The organism is Helicobacter pylori (genome assembly GCF_003636935.1).
GTDB classification, from domain to species: domain Bacteria; phylum Campylobacterota; class Campylobacteria; order Campylobacterales; family Helicobacteraceae; genus Helicobacter; species Helicobacter pylori_CH.
Genome location: NZ_MVVH01000010.1, coordinates 32927 through 56628, shown reverse-complemented (window position 1 = coordinate 56628; position 23702 = coordinate 32927). Strand labels below are relative to the sequence as shown.

Sequence of the window (23702 nt, the reverse complement as noted above, 5' to 3'; positions counted from 1 at the left end):
GAGGTTGAAATTAGGGACTTCATTTTCGCCGGTGTAAAACACTCGTTTAGTGTTTTTGTAGGATAGGATTTTTCTGGCTCTTTCAAGGGGGTTACCCAAAACGATGTCTGCGGGTTTTTTAGGGTTTCGGTGTAAAGTGATTGTGTAATGCTGGCTTAAAATGAAATATAAAATAAATTTTTTTCTAAACCCTTTGCTTTCTCTTTTATCCAAAGGCCACCAATTGGCTAGGGCTATATTTAATGGGGGCTTATGGGTTGTCTCTTCTATTTGGGTGCTGTCTATATAAGCGTCTAATAGGGGCTGAAACATGGCTATCCTTTTAAAGGAATTTTACAAAAAAATTTTTTTAAATCAAAGGCTTGATTAGGGCTAAATTAGGCTCATTGATGCAATGCGTGGCGTGCTGTTTTAAAATTTCTTTAGCGTTGAAAGCGATTTTGATATGGGCATGTTTGAACATGCTCAAGTCATTCGCTCCATCGCCCACCACTAAAGTGCGATCTTTACTGATATTCAATAAGCGTTGCAAGGCGAGGAGCATTTCGCCCTTAGAGTGTGAAAACATCATATGCCCGGTAACCAAGCCGTTTAAGGTATCATTTTCCACGATTAGCGTGTTACTGAAAGCCGCGTCTAAATGCAATAAATCCCTGTAATGATTGGTCGCTAGATCAAAGCCCCCACTAAAGCAAACCACTTTGTAATTTTTCTCTTTTAAGGCGTTAATGAGTTCAAACGCCCCCTTAAATAAAGGCAGACTTTCACAAACTTCTTTGGCTAGTTTTAAGGGCATGTTTTTGAGTTTAGAAACCCTTAAAATAAGACTTTTATGAAAATCTGTCTCGCCATTCATAGCTTGCGAAGTGATTGTTTTCACTTCATCAAACACCCCCCACGCCCTCGCTAAAGACTCAATCGTCTCAGCATTGACTAGCGTGGAGTCAAAATCAAAGACGGCTAGTTTTTGCACCCAATACCCTAAAATTAAGATTTCCTGCTTTTAGCGATCCCTTTGACATACTGATCAGCCAAATACAAGCCATGGTTTTCATTACCAATCAACTCAATTTTATCCAAAATATCCTTGAAAAGCACTTCTTCTTCATGCTGTTCAGCCACATACCATTGCAAGAAATTGAAAGTCGCATGATCTTTGTTTTTTATGGCGTGATCGACGATATTATTAATAGACTCGCTGATGTGTTGCTCATGTTCATAGGCTTTTTGGAAAATTTGGGTCAAACTTTCAAACTTATGCTCAGGGGCGCTGATGCTAGTCAATTGCACAGGCACATTGTTTTCATTCAAGAAAACGATAAGCTTTTTGGCATGCTCATATTCTTCAGCTGCATGATCAAACAAGAAAAGCCCCGCACCATCTAAGCTATGGGTATAGCACCAAGAACTCATGCTCATATACAAGTTGGAAGAGTTCATTTCCTTATTCACTTGTTCGTTTAGCAACTTAATGATGTCTTTTGATAACATAGTATCTCCTTTGTGTTGGTTTAAGTTGTCCCATAATTATAGCATAAATGATAATGAAAAAGTAAACAAGAGTATGAAAATTTTTAAAAACTTGCAAAAAATGAGAAAGAACGCCAGCTAATGGCTTGATAAAGCTTAGATTTTATCATAAAAATCACTTTAATGAGAATTATGTCAAAAAAAGGGGGTTGGTATCAATAGGGGGGATTAAAAGGGATATTTTTATATAATATATAAAAAGCATTCTTCAATCTAGAAATGCTACAATGTTTATCTTTAAAATGAAAGGCAATTTAACCATGGACTTTTTAGAAAAAGTATTAGACAATCAAATTACTGAAAGTAAAGAATTAGTGAAGCTTTATGATTATGATTTATACACGCTAGGGGAAGCAGCGGATCGCATGCGCCAGAACATGCACCAAAAAATCGTGTATTTTAATGTCAATAGGCATTTAAACCCTAGCAATATTTGTGCGGACGCTTGCAAATTTTGCGCTTTCTCAGCCCACAGAAAAAACCCCAACCCTTATGAAATGAGCTTAGAAGAAATCCTAGAAAAGGTTAAAAACTCCTACAATAAAGGGATTAAAGAAGTCCATATCGTGAGCGCGCATAACCCTAATTACTCCTATGAATGGTATTTAAAGGTGTTTGAAACCATCAAACAAGAAATGCCTAACTTGCACTTAAAAGCCATGACCGCCGCAGAAGTGCATTTTTTAAGTGTTAAATTCAACAAACCTTTTGAATTGGTGCTAGAAGACATGCTCAAAGCTGGGGTGGATTCCATGCCAGGTGGGGGGGCGGAGATTTTTGATGAAGAAGTTAGGCGTAAAATCTGTAGTGGTAAGGTGGGATCTTCTCGGTGGTTAGAAATCCATGCTTACTGGCACAAATTAGGCAAAATGAGTAACGCTACCATGCTTTTTGGGCATATTGAAGATAAAATCCATCGCATCGATCACATGCTAAGAATCAAAAAAATCCAAAGCCCTAAAACTAAAGTAGAAAATAAAGAAGGGGGTTTTAACGCTTTTATCCCCTTATTGTATCAAAAAGAAAACAATTATTTGAAAGTGGAAAAATCCCCTAGCGCAATAGAAATCTTAAAAACCATCGCCATATCCCGCATTCTTTTAAACAATATCCCCCACATTAAAGCTTATTGGGCGACTTTGGGCTTGAATTTGGCTTTAGTGGCTCAAGAATTTGGCGCTAACGATTTAGACGGCACGATAGAAATAGAGAGCATTCAAAGCGCGGCCGGTGCGAAGAGCCGGCATGGTTTAGAAAAAGAAGATTTGATATTTAAAATCAAGGATTCTGGTTTTGTTGCGGTAGAAAGGGATAGTTTGTATAATTTTATACAGAAATTTTAATAATTTTTAGCGTTTTTAAGAATGATCAGTTATAATAATGCTACTAACAACACTCAAGCTAAAATCTATTAAGGAAATCAGTATTAAAAAATTTATTCTATCTTCTCTTGTTTTCGCATGTATGAATACCAGCGTTGAAGCTTTAGAGGACAACGGCTCTAAACCAAACGATTTGACTCCTCCAAAAGAAGCCGAAGCTCAAAAAAATGAAGCTCAAAAAGAAATCTCCCAATCCAATCAAACGCCTAAAGAAATGAAAGTCAAGTCCATTTCTTATGTTGGGCTTTCTTACATGTCTGACATGCTCGCTAATGAGATTGTAAAGATTCGTGTGGGCGATATTGTGGATTCTAAAAAAATAGACACCGCCGTTTTAGCTTTGTTCAATCAAGGGTATTTTAAAGACGTTTATGCCACTTTTGAAGGCGGTATACTAGAGTTTCATTTTGATGAAAAAGCCAGGATTGCCGGGGTAGAAATCAAAGGTTATGGGACTGAAAAGGAAAAAGACGGCTTAAAATCCCAAATGGGGATCAAAAAGGGCGACACCTTTGATGAGCAAAAATTAGAGCATGCTAAAACGGCTTTAAAAACGGCTTTAGAGGGGCAGGGCTATTATGGGAGCGTGGTGGAGGTGCGCACAGAAAAGGTCAGTGAGGGCGCGTTATTGATCGTGTTTGATGTGAATAGGGGGGATAGTATTTATATCAAACAATCCGTTTATGAGGGAAGCGCGAAATTAAAACGCCGCATGATTGAATCTTTGAGCGCGAACAAGCAAAGAGATTTCATGGGCTGGATGTGGGGCTTGAATGATGGGAAATTGCGTTTAGATCAATTAGAATACGATTCTATGCGTATCCAAGATGTGTATATGCGTAGGGGTTATTTGGACGCTCATATTTCTTCGCCTTTTTTGAAAACGGATTTTTCTACTCATGACGCTAAGCTTCATTATAAAGTCAAAGAGGGGATCCAATACAGGATTTCAGACATTTTAATAGAGATTGACAACCCGGTAGTCCCCTTAAAAACATTAGAAAAAGCCCTTAAAGTTAAAAGAAAAGATGTTTTTAATATTGAGCATTTGAGAGCGGATGCGCAAATCCTAAAAACCGAAATCGCTGATAAAGGTTATGCGTTTGCGGTGGTGAAGCCAGACTTGGATAAGGATGAAAAAAACGGGCTTGTGAAAGTCATTTATCGTATTGAAGTGGGCGATATGGTGCATATCAATGATGTCATCATTTCAGGGAATCAGCGCACGAGCGATAGGATCATTAGAAGGGAATTGTTACTAGGGCCTAAGGATAAATACAACTTGACCAAACTGAGAAATTCCGAAAATTCTTTAAGGCGTTTAGGGTTCTTCTCTAAAGTCAAAATTGAAGAAAAAAGGGTGAATAGCTCGCTTATGGATTTATTAGTGAGCGTGGAAGAGGGGCGCACTGGGCAGTTGCAATTTGGGTTAGGCTATGGCTCTTATGGAGGGCTTATGCTTAATGGGAGCGTGAGCGAAAGAAACCTTTTTGGGACCGGCCAAAGCATGAGCTTGTATGCTAACATCGCTACAGGGGGGGGCAGATCTTATCCGGGCATGCCAAAAGGAGCGGGGCGTATGTTTGCCGGGAATTTGAGCTTGAGCAATCCAAGGATTTTTGACAGCTGGTATAGCTCTACGATCAATCTTTATGCGGATTACAGGATAAGCTACCAATACATCCAACAAGGCGGGGGCTTTGGGGTGAATGTTGGGCGCATGCTGGGTAACAGAACCCATGTGAGCTTAGGGTATAACTTGAACGTTACCAAACTCCTTGGTTTCAGCAGCCCTCTATACAACCGCTATTATTCCTCTGTTAATGAAGTGGTTTCTCCAAGGCAATGTTCTACCCCCGCATCGGTGATTATCAACCGCTTATCAGGCGGTAAAACCCCCTTACAACCTGAAAGCTGTTCTAGCCCTGGAGCGATCACCACTTCACCAGAAATAAAAGGTATTTGGGATAGGGATTACCACACGCCTATTACTAGCTCTTTCACCCTTGATGTGAGCTATGACAACACCGATGATTATTATTTCCCTAGAAATGGGGTTATCTTTAGCTCCTATGCAACGATGTCTGGCTTGCCAAGCTCTGGCACGCTCAATTCGTGGAACGGGTTAGGCGGGAATGTCCGTAACACCAAAGTCTATGGTAAATTCGCCGCTTACCACCATTTGCAAAAATATTTATTGATAGATTTGATCGCTCGCTTTAAAACGCAAGGAGGTTATATCTTTAGGTATAACACCGATGATTACTTGCCCTTGAACTCCACTTTCTACATGGGGGGCGTAACCACGGTGAGAGGCTTTAGAAACGGCTCAGTTACGCCTAAAGATGAGTTTGGCTTGTGGCTTGGAGGCGATGGGATTTTCACCGCTTCTACTGAATTGAGCTATGGGGTGTTAAAAGCGGCTAAAATGCGTTTAGCATGGTTTTTTGACTTTGGTTTCTTAACCTTTAAAACCCCAACTAGGGGGAGTTTCTTCTATAACGCTCCCGTCACGACGGCGAATTTTAAAGATTATGGCGTTATAGGGGCTGGATTTGAAAGAGCGACTTGGAGGGCTTCTACAGGCTTGCAGATTGAATGGATTTCGCCCATGGGGCCTTTGGTGTTGATTTTCCCTATAGCGTTTTTCAACCAATGGGGCGATGGCAATGGCAAGAAATGTAAAGGGCTATGCTTTAACCCTAACATGGACGATTACACACAACACTTTGAATTTTCTATGGGAACAAGGTTTTAAAATGCGCACCAACAGAGAAGAAATTTTAGACTTAATGAAAAACGCGCCCTTGAAAGAATTGGGGCAAAGGGCTTTGAGAGTGAAGCAACGCTTGCACCCTGAAAACTTGACGACTTTTATTGTGGATAGGAATATCAATTACACCAATATTTGTTTTGTGGATTGCAAGTTCTGCGCGTTCAAACGCACCTTAAAAGAAAAAGACGCTTATGTGTTGAGCTATGAAGAAATTGATCAAAAGATTGAAGAATTGCTCGCTATTGGCGGCACGCAGATCCTTTTTCAAGGGGGGGTGCACCCGCAGCTAAAGATTGATTATTATGAGAATCTAGTCAGCCATATCGCTCAAAAATTCCCCACCATTACCATTCATGGTTTTAGCGCGGTTGAAATTGATTACATTTCTAAAATCTCTAAATTGTCTTTAAAAGAAGTTTTAGAAAGGTTGAAAAACGCCGGTTTAAGCTCCATTCCAGGAGCGGGAGCAGAAATACTAAGCGATAGGGTGCGCGATGTGATCGCTCCTAAAAAATTGAGCAGTGATCGGTGGATTGAAGTGCATAAAATGGCGCATCTTTGCGGGATTAAAAGCACGGCTACCATGATGTTTGGGAGCGTGGATAATGAAGAAGACGTGGTGGAGCATTTACAAAGAGTGCGCGATTTGCAAGACGAAACCGGTGGCTTTAGGGCTTTTATTTTATGGAGCTTTCAGCCCAACAACACCCCTTTAAAAGAAGAAATCCCTAGCATTAAAAAAGCGAGTTCCAATCGGTATTTACGCTATTTGGCATGCAGTAGGATTTTTTTAGATAACATTCAAAACATACAAAGCTCATGGGTTACTCAAGGCTCTATGATAGGGCAGTTAGCCTTATTGTTTGGAGCGAATGATTTAGGGAGCGTGATGATGGAAGAAAATGTAGTGAAAGCGGCCGGGACGAGTTTTTGCATGAATGAAGCGGAAATGATAGAGCTTATTGAAGACATTGGGAGCGTGGCGGCTAAACGAAACACCGCTTATGAAATCTTAAAGCGTTATCCGGCTAAAGCAAAGGTATAAACAGCATGAAAAAAATTTTAATCATTTTATTATTAGGAGTTTTTATGGGGTTACAAGCGAGCGCTTTGACACACCAAGAAATCAATCAAGCTAAAGTCCCTGTGATTTATGAAGAAAACCATTTGTTGCCCATGGGGTTTATCCATTTAGCTTTTAGAGGGGGTGGGAGTTTAAGCGATAAAGATCAGTTAGGTTTGGCGAAACTATTCGCACAAGTTTTAAACGAAGGCACTAAAGAGCTTGGTGCGGTGGGATTTGCGCAACTTTTAGAGCAAAAAGCGATCAGTTTGAATGTGGATACCAGCACAGAAGATTTGCAAATCACTTTAGAATTTTTAAAAGAATACGAAGATGAAGCCATAACGCGTTTAAAAGAGCTTTTAAAATCCCCTAATTTCACGCAAAACGCTTTAGAAAAAGTCAGAACGAGAATGTTAGCCGCACTTTTACAAAAAGAAAGCGATTTTGATTATCTAGCTAAACTGACTTTAAAACAAGAACTTTTTGCTAACACCCCTTTAGCTAACGCTTCTTTAGGCACTAAAGAGAGTCTCCAAAAAATCAAGCTAGACGATTTGAAACAGCAATTTGCTAAGGTCTTTGAACTCAATAAGCTCGTGGTGGTGCTTGGGGGCGATTTGAAAATCGATCAAACCCTTAAGCGTTTGAATAACGCCCTTAATTTCTTGCCGCAAGGTAAAGCGTATAATGAGCCTTATTTTGAAGCGAGTAATCAAAAGAGCGAAAAAATCCTTTATAAAGACACTGAACAGGCTTTCGTGTATTTTGGCGCGCCCTTTAAAATCAAGGATTTAAAACAGGATTTAGCGAAATCTAAAGTGATGATGTTTGTGCTTGGTGGGGGGTTTGGCTCTCGTTTAATGGAAAAAATCAGGGTTCAAGAGGGCTTAGCTTATAGCGTGTATATCCGTTCTAATTTTTCTAAAGTGGCGCATTTTGCGAGCGGGTATTTGCAAACCAAGCTCAGCACTCAAGCTAAAAGCGTTGCCTTGGTTAAAAAAATCGTTAAAGAATTTATAGAAAAAGGCATGACGCAACAAGAATTAGACGACGCTAAAAAGTTTTTACTAGGCTCTGAGCCTTTAAGGAATGAAACGATCTCTAGCCGCTTGAACACCACTTACAATTATTTTTATTTAGGTTTGCCTTTAGATTTCAACCAAACGCTACTCAATCAAATCCAAAAAATGAGTTTGAAAGAGATCAATGATTTCATTAAAGCCCACACCGAAATCAACGACTTGACTTTTGCTATTGTGAGCAATAAAAAGAGTAAGGACAAATAATGCCATTTGAAGCTGTAATCGGGCTAGAAGTCCATGTCCAACTCAACACCAAAACCAAAATCTTTTGCTCTTGCTCTACAAGCTTTGGACAATCCCCTAATTCTAACACATGCCCTGTGTGTTTGGGCTTACCGGGAGCTTTACCGGTATTGAATAAAGAAGTGGTTAAAAAAGCCATCCAGTTAGGCACAGCCCTTGAAGCTCATATCAACCAAAATTCCCTTTTTGCGAGGAAAAATTATTTTTACCCTGATTTGCCTAAGGCTTATCAAATTTCGCAGTTTGAAGTCCCTATTGTGAGCGATGGGAAATTAGAAATTGACACCAAAGAGGGCGTAAAAATCGTGCGTATTGAAAGGGCCCACATGGAAGAAGACGCCGGTAAAAATATCCATGAGGGCAGTTATTCTTTAGTGGATTTGAACCGCGCTTGCACCCCTTTATTAGAAATTGTCAGTAAGCCGGACATGAAAAATAGTGAAGAAGCCATAGCGTATTTGAAAAAGCTCCATGCTATCGTGCGTTTTATAGGGATTTCTGATGCGAACATGCAAGAGGGGAATTTCAGGTGCGATGCGAACGTGTCCATTAGACCCAAAGGCGATGAAAAGCTTTACACGAGGGTGGAGATTAAAAACCTAAACAGCTTTAGATTCATTGCTAAAGCGATTGAATACGAGATAGAGCGCCAAAGCGCGGCGTGGGAAAATGGGCGTTATAATGAAGAGGTGGTTCAAGAAACGCGCCTTTTTGACACCGCCAAAGGGATCACCCTTTCTATGCGCAATAAAGAAGAATCAGCGGATTACCGCTATTTTAAAGATCCGGATTTGTATCCTGTTTTTATTGATGAAGCGCTTTTAAAAGAAGCTCAAAAGATCAATGAATTGCCTAGCGCGAAAAAAATCCGCTACATGAAAGATTTTAACATCAAAGAAGACGATGCAAATTTATTGGTGAGCGATCCTTTATTGGCAGAGTATTTTGAAAGCATGCTTAATCTTGGGGTTAAAGCTAAAACGAGCGTAACATGGCTTTGCGTGGAATTATTAGGGCGCTTGAAAGCCGAAACCACTTTAGAAAATTGCGGGGTTAGTGCTCACATGTTGGGTGCTTTAGCCAAACGCATTGATGAGGGCAAGATTTCAGGCAAGAGCGCTAAAGACGTGTTAGACAAGCTTTTAGAAGAGCAAGGGGGCGATGTGGATGCACTCATTGAACAAATGGGCCTGTCTCAAGTCAATGACACAGAAGCGATTGTTAAAGCGATAGAAGAGGTGCTTAAAAACAACGCTGATAAGGTGCTTGAATACAAAAGCGGTAAGGACAAGCTTTTTGGGTTTTTTGTAGGGCAAGCGATGAAAAATTTAAAAGGCGCTAATCCTAGCGTGGTGAATGCTATTTTGAAAGAGAAATTGGGTTGATGAGGAAAATTTTTTCTTATGTTTTGAAGGCTTTGTTGTTTATTAGGATCGTTTATGCAGAGCCTGAATCTAAAGTGGAAGCCTTAGAAGGGAAGAAGCGAGATTCTTCTTTGGATAAAAAAATCCGCCAAGAATTGAAAAATAAAGAACTAAAGAATAAGGAATTGAAAAATAAAGAAGAAAAGAAAAATACCGAAGAAAAGAAAGAAATAAAAGCCAAAAGAAAGCCCAGAGCAGAAGTCCATCATGGGGACGCTAAAAGTCCGGCTCAAAAGATCACGCCTCCTAAAATCAAAGAGAGTGCTAAAGGCGTTCAAAATAAAGGCGTTCAAAGCAATGCACCAAAACCTGAAGAAAAAGAGACAACCTCTCAAACTCTTGAAAAAAATAAAGGAGCAGGCCCTGGCTCACAATTCAATTCCATTTTTGGGAATCCTAATGACGCTACAAGCAACACTCTTGAAGATAAGGTCGTAGGGGGCATTTCTTTGCTCGTTAATGGCTCGCCTATCACGCTGTATCAAATCCAAGAAGAGCAAGAAAAATCTAAAGTGAGCAAAGCTCAAGCCAGGGATCGTTTGATCGCTGAACGCATTAAAAACCAAGAAATCGAGCGCTTAAAAATCCATGTAGATGACGACAAATTAGACCAAGAAATGGCGATGATGGCGCAACAACAAGGCATGGATTTGGACCATTTCAAACAAATGCTTATGGCTGAGGGGCATTATAAACTCTATAGAGAGCAGCTTAAGGAGCATTTAGAAATGCAAGAATTGTTGCGTAATATCTTGCTCACGAATGTGGACACCAGCTCTGAAACTAAAATGCGCGAGTATTACAACAAGCACAAGGAGCAATTCAGTATCCCCACTGAAGTGGAAACCGTGCGCTACACTTCAACGAGTCAAGAAGATTTAGAAAGGGCTATGGCAGACCCTAATTTGGAAATTCCAGGGGTAACTAAGGCTAATGAAAAGATAGAGATGAAAACCTTAAACCCTCAAATCGCTCAAGTCTTTATTTCTCATGCTGAAGGCTCTTTTACGCCCATTATGAATGGAGGTGGAGGGCAGTTTATCACCTTTTATATCAAGGAAAAAAAGGGTAAAAATGAAGTGAGTTTCAGTCAGGCCAAGCAATTTATCGCTCAAAAATTAGTGGAAGAATCTAAAGATAAGATTTTAGAAGAGCATTTTGAAAAGTTGCGCGTTAAGTCTAGGATTGTGATGATTAGAGAGTGATTTTTAGATTGTGCAACATTTCAATTTCTTCTATAAAGATTCTTTATTTTCTATCGCCTTATTAACTTTTATTATCGCTCTTGTTATTTTGTTAGAACAGGCTAGGGCGTATTTCACCCAAAAGAAAAACAAAAAATTTTTACAAAAATTCGCCCAGAATCAAAACGCTTATGCGAGCAATGAGAATTTAGACGAGCTTTTAAAGCATGCTAAAATTTCCAGTTTGATGTTTTTAGCCAGGGCGTATTCTAAAATCGCTGACATAGAAATGAGTATTGAAATCTTAAAAGGGCTTTTGAATCGCCCCTTAAAAGATGAAGAAAAAATCGCTGTTTTAGATTTATTAGCTGAAAATTATTTTAGCGTGGGGTATTTGCAAAAAACAAAAGACACCGTGAAAGAAATTTTGCGCTTTTCCCCAAGGAATGTGGAAGCGTTGTTGAAACTTCTGCATGCGTATGAATTAGAAAAAGACTATTCAAAGGCTTTAGAAACTTTGGAATGTTTGGAAGAATTAGAAGTACCTGAAATTGAAACGATTAAAAATTACCTTTATCTCATGCATTTAATAGAAAATAAAGAAGATGCGAGTAAAATCTTGCATGTGGCAAAAAATTCGCCAGATTTGAAAAAAATCGCTTTGAATTATTTAAAATCTTATGATGAAAATCTTTTTTGGCAAGAGATTGATAAAACCGAGCGTTTAGAAAACATGATCGATCTTTTATGGGATATGAATATTCCTGCTTTTATTTTAGAAAAACATGCCCTTTTGCAAGACATCGCGCGATCTCAAGGGCTGCTTTTAGATAATAAGTTTTGTCAAATCTTTGAATTAGAGGTTTTACGTGCTTTATTGCATAGCCCTATAAAAGCGCATCTGACTTTTGAATACCGTTGCAAGCATTGCAAACAAATCTTTCCTTTTGAAAGCTATAGGTGTCCTGTGTGTTATCAGTTAGCGTTTATGGATATGGTGCTTAAAATTTCTAGAAAAACGCATGCCATGGGAGTGGATTGAATGCAAGAAATTGAAATTTTTTGCGATGGCTCTTCTTTAGGCAATCCCGGTCCAGGCGGTTACGCGGCGATTTTACGCTATAAAGATAAAGAAAAAACCATCAGTGGGGGCGAAGAATTCACCACGAATAACCGCATGGAATTAAGAGCGTTGAATGAAGCATTGAAAATCTTAAAACGCCCATGCCATATCACGCTTTATAGCGATTCGCAATACGTGTGCCAAGCGATCAATGTGTGGCTAGCTAACTGGCAAAAAAAGAATTTTGTTAAAGTCAAAAATGTGGATTTATGGAAAGAATTTTTAGAAGTCTCTAAAGGGCATTTGATTGTGGCTGTTTGGATCAAGGGGCATAACGGGCATGCCGAAAATGAACGATGCGATAGCCTCGCTAAATTAGAGGCGCAAAAACGGGTCAAAACGACCACTTAAAGGGAAAAATGATGAAAAACAAACGCTCTCAAAACAGCCCTTACATAACGCCTAATAACCCTTATGCAACGCTAGAAAAAGCTTTGGGGTATTCTTTTAAAGACAAGCGTTTATTGGAGCAAGCCTTAACGCATAAATCATGCAAGCTCGCTTTAAACAATGAGCGCTTGGAATTTTTAGGCGATGCGGTGTTGGGTTTGGTGATAGGGGAGTTGCTATACCATAAATTCTACCAATACGATGAGGGGAAACTCTCTAAATTAAGGGCTTCTATTGTGAGCGCGCAGGGTTTTACTAAATTAGCGAAAGTAATCTTTTTACAAGATTATTTGCACGTCTCTTCTTCTGAAGAAATTTCTAAAGGGAGAGAAAAACCCTCTATTCTATCAAGCGCTTTTGAGGCTTTAATGGCCGGGGTGTATTTAGAAGCAGGGTTAGCTAAGGTGCGTAAGATCATGCAAAATTTACTCAATCGCGCTTACAAGCGTTTGGATTTGGAGCATTTGTTTATGGACTATAAAACCGCTTTACAGGAATTAACCCAAGTGCAATTTTGCGTGATCCCCACTTACCAATTACTCCAAGAAAAAGGCCCTGACCACCATAAAGAATTTGAAATGGCTCTATACATTCAAGATAAAATGTATGCGACCGCTAAAGGCAAAAGCAAAAAAGAAGCCGAACAGCAATGCGCTTATCAAGCGCTCCAAAAACTTAAGGAAGCAAAATGAACACTTTGGGGCGTTTTTTAAGGCTCACGACCTTTGGGGAATCGCATGGGGATGTGATAGGGGGGGTATTAGACGGCATGCCTAGCGGGATTAAAATAGACTATGCGTTATTAGAAAAGGAAATGAAGCGCCGCCAAGGGGGGAGGAACGTTTTCATTACGCCACGAAAAGAAGACGATAAAGTGGAAATAACAAGCGGGGTTTTTGAAGATTTTAGCACAGGGACGCCCATAGGGTTTTTCATCCACAACCAAAGGGCTAGGAGCAAGGATTACGATAACGTTAAAAACCTTTTCAGGCCTAGTCATGCGGATTTCACTTATTTTCATAAATATGGCATTAGGGATTTTAGAGGTGGGGGGAGGAGTTCGGCCAGAGAGAGCGCTATAAGAGTGGCTGCTGGGGCGTTTGCTAAAATGCTTTTAAGAGAAATTGGTATTGTTTGTGAAAGCGGGATTATTAAAATTGGGGGCATTGAAGCCAAAAATTACGATTTCAATCACGCCTTAAAAAGCGAGATTTTTGCCCTAGATGAAGAACAAGAAGAAGCGCAAAAAACAGCCATTCAAAACGCTATCAAAAACCACGATAGCATCGGGGGCGTGGCTTTGATTAGAGCAAGGAGCATAAAAACCAATCAAAAGCTCCCCATTGGATTAGGTCAAGGGCTATACGCTAAATTAGACGCTAAAATCGCTGAAGTAATGATGGGGCTTAACGGGGTGAAAGCGGTTGAAATAGGCAAGGGGGTAGAAAGCTCTTTATTAAAAGGCTCAGAGTATAATGATTTAATAAATCAAAAAGGGTTTTTGAGCAATCATAGCGGAGGGGTTTTAGGGGGCATGAGCAATGGGGAAGAAATCATTGTTAAGGTGCATTTCAAACCCACGCCAAGTATTTTCCAACCTCAACAAACCATAGACATTAAGGGCAATGAATGCGAATGCTTGTTAAAGGGTAGGCATGATCCTTGCATTGCGATTAGAGGGAGCGTGGTGTGCGAGAGTTTGTTAGCGTTAGTGTTAGCCGATATGGTATTACTCAATTTGACTTCAAAAATAGAGTATTTAAAAACGATTTATAATGAGAATTAAACGAAATTGGATACAATCAGCTTAAAAAGGATATAAAGTGGAAAAATTACCTAAAAAACGAGTTTCTAAAACCAAATCGCAAAAACTTATCCATAGCCTAACCACCCAAAAAAACAGAGCCTTTCTCAAAAAAATCAGCACTAATGAAATGCTTTTAGAGTTAGAAAAAGGGGCGTTTAAAAAAAATGAAGCCTATTTTATTTCTGATGAAGAAGATAAAAATTACGTTTTGGTGCCGGATAATGTGATCTCTCTTTTGGCAGAAAACGCCAGAAAGGCTTTTGAAGCTAGGCTTAGGGCGGAATTAGAAAGGGATATTATCACCCAAGTGCCGATTGATTTTGAAGATGTGCGCGAGGTTTCTTTGCAATTGTTAGAAAATTTACGCCAAAAAGACGGGAATTTGCCCAATATCAACACCTTAAACTTTGTCAAACAAATCAAAAAAGAACACCCTAATTTATTCTTTAATTTTGACAACATGTTCAAACAACCCCCTCTTAATGAAAATAATTTTGAAAATTTTGACAACAGCGATGAGGAAAATTTTTAATGCAAACCATTGATTTTGAAAAATTTTCACAATATTCCAAGCCCGGTCCACGATACACCAGCTACCCCACAGCGGTGGAGTTTAAAGAAAATTTTAACGAAGAGAGCTTGAAAACGGCGTTTTTTAACCATGACCATCTCAAAAACCCCATGCCTTTATCGCTTTATACGCATTTGCCCTTTTGCAGGAGCGCGTGTTATTTTTGCGCTTGTTCAGTCATTTACACCAGTTTAGAAGAGAAAAAAGTCCGTTATATCAGCTACCTTAAAAAAGAACTCGCCCTTTTAAAAAACGCCATGGATACCAACAGAGAAGTGGCGCAATTCCACTATGGAGGCGGCACGCCGACCTTTTTTTCGCCCCCTCAATTAGATGAGATCACGCAAAGCATTCAAGAAGTTTTCCCTAATTTCAGCCAAGATATTGAAATGAGTTGTGAGATTGACCCTAGGCATTTCACTAAAGAACACATGCAAACCTTGTTTGATAGGGGGTTTAACCGCTTGAGTTTTGGGGTGCAGGATTTTGATTTTGAAGTCCAAAAAGCCATTCATCGAATCCAGCCTTTTGAAATGGTTCAAGAATCCGTGAAGCTCGCTAGAAATTACGGCATCAAATCCATTAATTTTGATTTGATTTATGGCTTACCCAACCAGACTAAAGAAAGTTTTTTAAAAACCTTGGAGTCAGTTTTGAAACTGGATCCGGACCGATTAGCGGTGTTCAATTACGCGCATGTGCCTTGGGTGAAAAAAACGATGCGTAAAATTGATGAAACCTTATTGCCAAGCCCTAGAGACAAATTAGAGATTTTAGAGGCTCTGATTAGTTTTTTAGAAAAAGCCAACTACCAAATGATAGGCATGGATCATTTCGCTAAAAGCGATAACGAATTGTATTTAGCCCTTCAAAAAGCGGAGTTACGCCGTAATTTTCAAGGCTATACCACGAAAAAATTCACTCAAACCATTGGCATTGGCGTTACAAGCATTGGCGAAGGGAGCGATTATTACACGCAAAACTACAAAGATTTGCACCACTATGAAAAAGCCCTTGATTTGGGGCATTTACCGGTAGAAAGAGGCGTAGCGCTCAGTCAAGAAGATGCGTTAAGAAAAGAAGTGATCATGCAAATGATGAGTAATTTAAAACTGGATTACTCTAAAATTGAAGAAAAATTTTCTATTGATTTTAAAGCGCATTTTAAAAAAGAATTAGAAAAATTAAAGCATTATGAAGAAGCGGGCTTGCTTTCTTTCAATTCTAAAGGCTTTGAGATGACAAGAACAGGGGGCATGCTCGTAAGAAACATGGCTATGGAGTTTGACGCGTATTTGCGTGGGGGCGAAAAACATTTCAGTAAAACGCTATGAATGAAAATATTTTTGAAGAAGTAGGGGACGCTTGCGTTAAATGCGCTAAATGCGTGCCAGGTTGCACCATATACCGCATTCATAAAGACGAGGCGACTTCGCCTAGGGGCTTTTTAGATTTGATGCGTCTAAACGCTCAAAACAAGCTCCCATTAGACACGAATTTAAAACACCTTTTAGAAACTTGTTTTTTATGCACCGCTTGTGTGGAAATTTGCCCTTTTCATTTGCCCATAGACACTTTAATAGAAAAAGCCAGAGAAAAAATCGCTCAAAAGCACGGCATCGCTTGGTATAAAAAATCCTATTTTTCTCTTTTAAAAAACCGCAAAAAAATGGATAGGGTGTTTTCGGTGGTGCATTTTTTAGCCCCTTGTATATTCAAGCAAGTAGGGGATAGTTTAGAGCCTAGAGCGGCGTTTAAAGGCTTATTCAAACGCTTTAAAAAAAGCGCACTGCCTCCCTTAAATCAAAAAAGTTTTTTACAAAAGCATGCAGAAGTTAAGCCTTTAGAAAACCCCATTCAAAAAGTGGCGATCTTTATAGGGTGCTTGAGCAATTACCATTACCAGCAAGTGGGGGAAAGCTTGTTGTATATTTTAGAAAAACTCAACATTCAAGCGATCATTCCTAAGCAAGAATGCTGCTCAGCCCCTGCGTATTTTACCGGCGATAAAGACACCACGCTTTTTTTAGTGAAAAAAAACATTGAATGGTTTGAAAGCTATTTAGATGAAGTGGATGCGATCATCGTGCCTGAAGCCACATGCGCTAGCATGCTTATTAACGATTATTACAAGGTGTTTTTAGGCGAAAAAGATAGGGATTTGTATGTGAAGCGCTTGGAAAAAATCACGCCTAAAATCTATCTTGCGAGCGTGTTTTTAGAGAAACACACCCCTTTAAAAAGTCTTTTAGAAAAAATCCCTAAAGGAAAAAAAGAGGCTATCACTTATCATAACCCTTGCCATGCCAAAAAAACCCTAAACGCTCATAAAGAAGTGCGGAGTTTGCTCAATTCGCATTATGAAATTAAAGAAATGCCGGACAATTGTTGCGGTTTTGGGGGGATTACGATGCAAACCGAAAAGGCGGGGTTTTCTTTAAAAGTGGGGCTTCTTAGGGCTAAAGAAATCATGGACACCAAAGCCGAAATTTTGAGCGCAGAATGTGGGGCATGCCACATGCAATTAAACAACGCCCTAAAGTCTTTAGATGACCCTAACACCCCCTCTTTTTCACACCCTTTAGAACTCATCGCTAAAGCTTTAAAAAGTGCTGAATAAAAAGCCTTTTTAACCCCATTTTTCAACATCTTTTTATATAATGTAAAACTTTATAACGCCACTATAAGGAATGAAAAATGCAAGAAATCAGCGCCTATAAATTCATTAAAGAAAAATTGCAAGCCATACCTAACTCACACGATAAAGGGAGCTGGTTTGAAAAAGTTTCTAAGCATTTTTTATTAGAGCATGACAGCGCTAACGAATACGAGTCTATTAAGCTTTGGAACGATTGGGAATTAAGGAATAATGAAGGCGATAGGGGGATTGATATAGTCATTCAAACGGCTTCAAAAGAATACATCGCCGTGCAATGCAAATTCCATCAAGTTTGATAGAAAAAATCAGTGAAAAGAGGTTTGAGTGAATAACCAACAATACAAAGAGTTTATTAAGGCATCAATAGACAATATTAGGAAAGCTCACAATGAAAACTATTTAAGCATATTTGCAGGAGCCGGAATAAGTGCTGAATCAAAATTGCCTAAATGGGGTGATTTGATCAATGAGCTTCAAAAGTGTCTTTATGGTGATACTAAAATTTATGGTGATACTAAAAAAAATGAGGATTATCTTGTTCTTGCAGAAAAATTTTACAATCAATTTGGAGAAAGTTTTTATTACCAAACTTTAAAATCTCTAATCCCTAATAACGCAAAGCCAAATGATTTGCATTTGGGAATTGTCAAATTAAATATTAAAAATCTAATCACAACAAATTGGGACAATCTATTTGAGCAAGCAATCAATGAAGAGGGAAGATTTTTCAATATCATAAAGAGCGATAAGGATATTGGGAGTTCAACCGGCTTTGCAAAGTTTATTAAAATGCACGGAAGTTTAGATGAAAACAATATTGTATTTAAAGATCAAGATTATCCAAGATTATCTAGAATATAGTAAGCATTTCCCTTTGATTGAAAACTATATTAAAGGAGTTTTTTCAACGGATACAGTGATTTTGCTTGGCTACTCATTGAGCGATCAAAATGTAAAGCAAGTTATTTCTTGGGTAAATTCTCACTCAAAAAGTGTAAAACCAATCTATTTTATTAAAACAGCCAAAGAATTTGATAGGATTGAATTTGAATTTTACAAAAATAAAAACATTCACATTCTTTATACCCAAGAACATTCTGGAAAACAAGGACATTATGAGGAGCTGATAAAATTTCTAAAAGAAATAAAAGCTAAACCCACAGATATTTCTAAAAATTACAACACAATCTTTTATTCAACCAAGCAGCTAAGAAGAATGATTTTTAATTTTAATTATGAAGCAATGAAAAAAAGAATTAATGAAATATCACTAAAAAGCTCTAGCGTTCTTAATGAGTTAGAAAAAGCGTTTTTATTCTATCACCTTAGAAAAGGCATTCAAGCCTTTGAAGTATTAAAAATAACTTCTAAACAAGCCTTTCGTGAAAGAAACTATGATGTTTGGTATATTAGTCTGTATAATATGTATAATATGACATTGTCTTATGATAGATTTGATGATAAAGAAATGGAAAGGTTACAAACCTACCATAAAGAAAGAATATTAATAGATCTAAATGAGAGTTTTTATGAACTCCCTTTTTATAAAAGAGAGCAGTTAAAACATATTAGAGATATTGGCACCACACTCGATACCAACTTGATAGAAGCCTACCAGCTAAAAGAAGAAGTACTAAAAGACTTAGAAATATGGAGCAGTAGTGATAGTTCTTTTAGTTTCAATAGCAATCAAACTAAAGCTGATAAAATATTCAAAAAAACCCTATTAGAATATTTCCATTTTCTTATTATTAATGGAAATCAAGAGAAATTTTTTGAACAAATGATTGAAATATTCTTTTCTTTTTTAGTAATATATCAAATCCAAGAAAAAAGAAGAAACAATAATGAAGCAATACCGATTACTTTGAAATCAGAACAAATTTACTGCATCTTGAAATATTTTGATAACAAAACTCTAATGCGAAAACTCAATCAATATTTTCAAAAAACAAACATTATTTTTAAAACAGAAAAGGATATTGACTTGATAGGGATTTTTAAAAATATTTCTTTTCAATTTGTTAATATTGATATATTTGAAACTGAATTTAGCAGACTTTTTAAGAATTTTTTGGTATTAAGCGCTTGGATAGAGTTGGATCAGAATACATTTGACGCTATTGTTGAAATATGTCAAGAGAAAAAATAGATGAAGACATTCTACGGAATGGTTACGATTCGATGAGATACTTCATTACAAAACAATGGAATAAATTTAAAATGGAAATTAAAACAGAGATCAAGTTTTCTTTGTGTCGTCTTCTCTTTTCTTTTGTTAAGAAACTAACTGAGAATTTCGGAGGATATTTAATGATTCTACAAGGTTCACCCTGTATGCAAAATTTGCTTTACATTTTGCAACAATATAATATTGAGCTAGATCCCATACAACAAGCCCTAATTAATACGCTCATTAAAAAAACAATGGAACTTCCTAATGACACACAGATATTCATTTCCAATTTTCTCATTTGCGATTTATTTCCCATTACGAAGAATAACGATGGCGTCAATCAAAATGTAAAAAAATTTTTGCTCAATATTTGGGAAAAGAATCAAAATAGAAAGACAATACAAGAAGATAAAGCCTATTTACTTCTAACATACAACATGCACAGAATATGCATTTTAAATAGCGAGCAGTATCAAAAAATATTCTTTGAACTAAAAAATAAATACATGAATAGAGAAACAACGAAAAAGTTCAATAATGAACAACCTATTCAAGATCAACTACTTAAACAAGCAATGCAAGAAGATGCACTTGATAGGATGCTTGCTTTGCTTAAAGATTGTGAGAATAGTTTTAAAAAAGAATAGATTATTTCCTAATACTCATTGTTTAAAACATTGGAAGTTTATTAAACTTTATTAAGAAATCCCCCAAAAACAGAAAAATCGCAGAGCCAAAACCGCTAAAACCCCTTAGAAAATTTAAAATTTTAAGTTTTAGGGGTATTTTTCTTAAGAATTTAGGTTTTTTATAGATTATTATGTTATTATTATACGAAATGTAGACTTTTAGAAGGAAAAATGTTGTATGAAAAAGTTTGTAGTGTTTAAAACGCTCTGTTTATCGGTAGTGTTAGGTCATAGTCTTTTGGCAGCAGAAGGTAGCACAGAAGTGCAAAAACAATTGGAAAAGCCAAAAGAGTATAAAGCAGTGAAAGGCGAGAAAAACGCTTGGTATTTGGGGATTAGCTATCAGGTCGGTCAGGCTTCGCAAAGCGTTAAAAACCCTCCCAAAAGCAGTGAATTTAACTATCCTAAATTCCCTGTGGGTAAAACCGACTATCTGGCCGTTATGCAAGGTTTAGGGCTTACTGTGGGTTATAAGCAGTTTTTTGGGGAGAAGAGATGGTTTGGTGCACGTTATTACGGCTTCATGGATTATGGGCATGCCGTGTTTGGAGCGAACGCTTTGACATCAGATAATGGTGGGGTGTGCGAGCTTCACCAGCCATGCGCGACCAAAGTAGGGACAATGGGCAATCTGTCTGACATGTTCACTTATGGTGTGGGTATTGACACTTTATATAATGTCATTAATAAAGAAGATGCGAGTTTTGGATTCTTTTTTGGGGCTCAAATTGCGGGTAACTCTTGGGGTAATACGACAGGGGCCTTTTTGGAAACTAAAAGCCCTTACAAACACACCTCCTATAGCCTTGATCCGGCGATTTTCCAATTCCTTTTTAATTTAGGGATTCGCACCCATATTGGCCGGCACCAAGAATTTGACTTTGGCGTGAAGATTCCTACTATCAATGTTTATTATTTTAACCATGGGAATTTGAGCTTCACTTACCGCCGTCAATACAGCCTTTATGTGGGGTATCGTTACAATTTCTGATTTAAAACGCTTGTTTTTCTCTAATTGAATTTTCAATTAGAGTTTTCTTGCATAGACCACCGCTTTTTTTTGAAACGTTTTTAAAAGTTTTTTGAAAATTAGAATTAAAATCTTTTTGATCATGTTATGATAGTCCAAAAATTTAACAAGGATTAAGCATGTTATATTCCTCTAAAATCCAATCCCTTTCAGAATCCACAACGATCGCTATCAGCACGCTCGCTAAAGAATTGAAATCGCAAGGAAAAGATATTTTAAGTTTTTCAGCGGGCGAGCCTGATTTTGACACCCCACAAGCGATTAAAGATGCGGCTATAAAAGCCCTAAACGACGGCTTTACCAAATACACGCCGGTGGCTGGGATCCCTGAATTACTCAAAGCGATCGCTTTTAAATTGAAAAAAGAGAACAACTTGGATTATGAACCGAGTGAAATTCTGGTGAGCAATGGCGCTAAGCAAAGCCTGTTCAATGCGATTCAAGCCTTAATTGAAGAGGGCGATGAAGTGGTTATCCCTGTGCCTTTTTGGGTAACTTACCCTGAGCTTGTGAAATATAGTGGGGGAGTGAGCAAATTCATTCAAACCGATGAAAAAAGCCATTTTAAAATCACCCCCAAGCAGCTTAAAGACGCCTTAAGCCCCAAAACGAAAATGCTCATTCTCACCACTCCGTCAAACCCTACCGGTATGCTTTATAGTAAGGCGGAATTAGAGGCTTTAGGCGAAGTTTTAAAAGACACTCCAATTTGGGTGCTTAGCGATGAAATTTATGAAAAGCTTGTTTATAAAGGGGAGTTTGTTTCTTGTGCGGCGGTGAGTGAAGAGATGAAAAAACGCACCATTACCATTAACGGCTTGAGCAAGTCAGTAGCGATGACAGGCTGGCGTATGGGCTATGCAGCGAGCAAGGATAAAAAATTAGTCAAATTGATGAATAACTTGCAAAGCCAATGCACTTCCAATATCAATTCTATCACGCAAATGGCTTCTATTGTGGCACTTGAGGGGTTAGTGGATAAAGAAATTGAAACGATGCGTCAGGCTTTTGAGAAGCGTTGCAATTTAGCCCACGCACAAATCAATGCGATTGGAGGGCTGAGTGCTTTAAAACCTGATGGGGCGTTTTATCTGTTTATCAACATTGGCAGTCTTTGTGGGGGGGATTCGATGCGATTTTGCCATGAGTTGTTAGAAAAAGAAGGCGTGGCGTTAGTGCCTGGAAAGGCTTTTGGCTTAGAAGGCTATGTTCGCTTGTCTTTTGCATGCTCAGAAGAGCAGATTGAAAAGGGGATTGAACGCATCGCTCGTTTTGTCAAATCAAAGGGATAAAAAGAATTTTTATTTAAAGGGGGGGATTTTAATCTTGTTTGGAATTTTATAGTGTAGTTAGTGGCGTAGCGTGGTATAATAGTTTGATCTAAAAGTTTGAAAAGTGCAGTTTTCATAACTAAAATAGATTTTAAGGAATAATTATGACAATAAGATTTGATAGCAACAACAATTAACTTAAATAGATAACTAAACCCTAAATGAAACACCCCCTAGAAGAATTAAACGACCCTATAGAAAATCTTTTGTTATGGATTGGGCGCTTTTTGCGTTACAAATGCACGAGCCTGTCTAATTCCCAAGTGAAAGACCAAAACAAGGTTTTTGAATGCTTGAACGAACTCAATCAAGTGCGCAGCTCAAGCCAATTGGAAAAAGTTTGCAAAAAAGCCCGTAATGCCGGATTACTAGGTATCAACACCTATGCATTGCCCCTACTCAAATTTTACGAATACGCTCAAAAGCTTTCTTTAAAATCGCTCAAAAACATAGATGAAGTCATGTTGGCTGAATTTTTGAGTATTTATACCGGAGGTTTGAGTTTAGCCACTAAGAAAAATTACCGGATCGCCCTGTTAGGGCTTTTTAGCTATATAGACAAGCAAAATCAAGATGAAAATGAAAAATCTTATATCTATAATATCACGCTTAAAAACATCAGTGGAGTCAATCAAAGCGCAGGTAATAAGCTCCCTACTCATTTGAATAACGAAGAATTAGAAAAATTTTTAGAGAGCATTGATAAAATAGAAATGTCCGCTAAAGTGCGCGCAAGAAACCGCCTGCTCATTAAAATCATCGTTTTTACAGGCATGCGTTCTAATGAAGCCTTACAGCTTAAAATAAAGGATTTCACTTTAGAAAATGGCTGTTATACGATTTTGATTAAAGGTAAGGGCGATAAATACAGAGCGGTGATGCTCAAAGCTTTCCATATTGAGAGCCTTTTGAAAGAATGGCTCACAGAAAGGGAATTGTATCCCGTTAAAAACGATTTATTGTTTTGTAACCAAAAAGGCAGCGCTTTAACGCAAGCTTATTTGTATAAGCAAGTGGAGCGCATCATCAATTTTGCCGGACTCAGGCGAGAGAAAAATGGGGCGCACATGTTAAGGCATTCTTTTGCGACCTTGCTCTATCAAAAACGCCATGATTTGATTTTAGTCCAAGAAGCTCTAGGGCATGCGAGCTTGAATACGAGCAGGATTTACACGCATTTTGACAAAGAGCGTTTAAAAGAAGCGGCGAGCATTTGGGAAGAAAATTGAAAAAATTCTA

General features: G+C 38.1%; 17 protein-coding genes and 5 pseudogenes. 19 read left to right on the top strand and 3 right to left on the bottom strand.

Features of this window, described 5'->3' with window-relative positions; all coding sequences use genetic code 11:
- The 3 genes and pseudogenes from EAL87_RS06430 to EAL87_RS06420 all read right to left on the bottom strand — a co-directional run.
- A pseudogene (locus EAL87_RS06430) lies at window positions 1-312 on the bottom strand (glycosyltransferase family 10 domain-containing protein); the annotation flags it as partial.
- Between the two features lie 37 nt (window positions 313-349).
- A complete protein-coding gene (gene serB / locus EAL87_RS06425; RefSeq protein ID WP_120913810.1) occupies window positions 350-973 on the bottom strand; it encodes a phosphoserine phosphatase SerB in 624 nt (207 codons plus the stop codon).
- A gap of 14 nt (window positions 974-987) precedes the next feature.
- Complete coding sequence (locus tag EAL87_RS06420; RefSeq protein WP_120913808.1) at window positions 988-1491, bottom strand: ferritin; 504 nt, start codon at window positions 1489-1491, stop codon at window positions 988-990.
- Between the two features lie 299 nt (window positions 1492-1790).
- Here EAL87_RS06420 and mqnE point away from each other — a divergent pair, with 299 nt between their 5' ends.
- From mqnE to xerH, 19 genes and pseudogenes are all read left to right on the top strand, one after another.
- On the top strand, window positions 1791-2873 hold the full coding sequence (gene mqnE / locus EAL87_RS06415) for an aminofutalosine synthase MqnE (protein WP_120913820.1): 1083 nt from the start codon (window positions 1791-1793) through the stop codon (window positions 2871-2873).
- 37 nt (window positions 2874-2910) lie between these two features.
- Window positions 2911-5670 (top strand): outer membrane protein assembly factor BamA, encoded by a 2760-nt coding sequence (bamA, locus tag EAL87_RS06410; RefSeq protein ID WP_162972679.1) that lies wholly within the window; start codon window positions 2911-2913, stop codon window positions 5668-5670.
- Window position 5671: 1 nt separating this feature from the next.
- Window positions 5672-6733 (top strand): dehypoxanthine futalosine cyclase, encoded by a 1062-nt coding sequence (locus EAL87_RS06405; RefSeq protein WP_162972683.1) that lies wholly within the window; start codon window positions 5672-5674, stop codon window positions 6731-6733.
- Window positions 6734-6738: 5 nt separating this feature from the next.
- Complete coding sequence (locus tag EAL87_RS06400; RefSeq protein ID WP_120913804.1) at window positions 6739-8040, top strand: M16 family metallopeptidase; 1302 nt, start codon at window positions 6739-6741, stop codon at window positions 8038-8040.
- Entirely contained in the window at window positions 8040-9464 is a 1425-nt protein-coding gene (gatB, locus tag EAL87_RS06395) for an Asp-tRNA(Asn)/Glu-tRNA(Gln) amidotransferase subunit GatB (protein ID WP_162972677.1), read from the top strand. Before EAL87_RS06400 ends, gatB begins: the two co-directional genes overlap by 1 nt.
- Window positions 9464-10708: a peptidylprolyl isomerase gene (locus EAL87_RS06390; protein ID WP_120913800.1), complete on the top strand. Its 1245-nt coding sequence runs from the start codon at window positions 9464-9466 to the stop codon at window positions 10706-10708. The genes gatB and EAL87_RS06390 overlap by 1 nt, the downstream gene beginning before the upstream one ends.
- 10 nt (window positions 10709-10718) lie before the next feature.
- Window positions 10719-11729, top strand: a complete 1011-nt coding sequence (locus EAL87_RS06385; RefSeq protein ID WP_120913798.1) for a hypothetical protein — start codon at window positions 10719-10721, stop codon at window positions 11727-11729.
- Window positions 11730-12216 (top strand): annotated as a pseudogene (gene rnhA / locus EAL87_RS06380) (ribonuclease HI).
- Window positions 12173-12892, top strand: a complete 720-nt coding sequence (rnc, locus tag EAL87_RS06375; protein ID WP_162972676.1) for a ribonuclease III — start codon at window positions 12173-12175, stop codon at window positions 12890-12892. The pseudogene rnhA and the gene rnc overlap by 44 nt, the downstream one beginning before the upstream one ends.
- Window positions 12889-13986 (top strand): chorismate synthase, encoded by a 1098-nt coding sequence (gene aroC / locus EAL87_RS06370; protein WP_120913792.1) that lies wholly within the window; start codon window positions 12889-12891, stop codon window positions 13984-13986. Before rnc ends, aroC begins: the two co-directional genes overlap by 4 nt.
- Window positions 13987-14023: 37 nt before the next feature.
- Window positions 14024-14539 (top strand): DUF2603 domain-containing protein, encoded by a 516-nt coding sequence (locus EAL87_RS06365; protein WP_120913790.1) that lies wholly within the window; start codon window positions 14024-14026, stop codon window positions 14537-14539.
- Entirely contained in the window at window positions 14539-15912 is a 1374-nt protein-coding gene (gene hemN / locus EAL87_RS06360) for an oxygen-independent coproporphyrinogen III oxidase (RefSeq protein ID WP_120913788.1), read from the top strand. Before EAL87_RS06365 ends, hemN begins: the two co-directional genes overlap by 1 nt.
- On the top strand, window positions 15909-17198 hold the full coding sequence (locus EAL87_RS06355) for a (Fe-S)-binding protein (protein ID WP_120913786.1): 1290 nt from the start codon (window positions 15909-15911) through the stop codon (window positions 17196-17198). Before hemN ends, EAL87_RS06355 begins: the two co-directional genes overlap by 4 nt.
- A 77-nt stretch (window positions 17199-17275) precedes the next feature.
- Window positions 17276-17527: pseudogene (locus EAL87_RS06350) on the top strand (restriction endonuclease); the annotation flags it as partial.
- A 34-nt stretch (window positions 17528-17561) separates the two neighbouring features.
- Window positions 17562-20060, top strand: a pseudogene (locus tag EAL87_RS06345) (SIR2 family protein).
- Window positions 20017-20227, top strand: a pseudogene (locus EAL87_RS08395) (hypothetical protein). The pseudogenes EAL87_RS06345 and EAL87_RS08395 overlap by 44 nt, the downstream one beginning before the upstream one ends.
- Before the next feature lie 53 nt (window positions 20228-20280).
- Entirely contained in the window at window positions 20281-21093 is an 813-nt protein-coding gene (locus EAL87_RS06340; RefSeq protein WP_000714970.1) for an outer membrane protein, read from the top strand.
- A 158-nt stretch (window positions 21094-21251) separates the two neighbouring features.
- A complete protein-coding gene (locus EAL87_RS06335) occupies window positions 21252-22424 on the top strand; it encodes a pyridoxal phosphate-dependent aminotransferase (protein WP_120913784.1) in 1173 nt (390 codons plus the stop codon).
- A 200-nt stretch (window positions 22425-22624) separates the two neighbouring features.
- The gene (gene xerH, locus EAL87_RS06330) at window positions 22625-23692 is read left to right on the top strand and encodes a tyrosine recombinase XerH (protein WP_120913782.1); all 1068 of its coding nucleotides are present in this window, start codon (window positions 22625-22627) and stop codon (window positions 23690-23692) included.
- Window positions 23693-23702 lie beyond the last annotated feature (10 nt).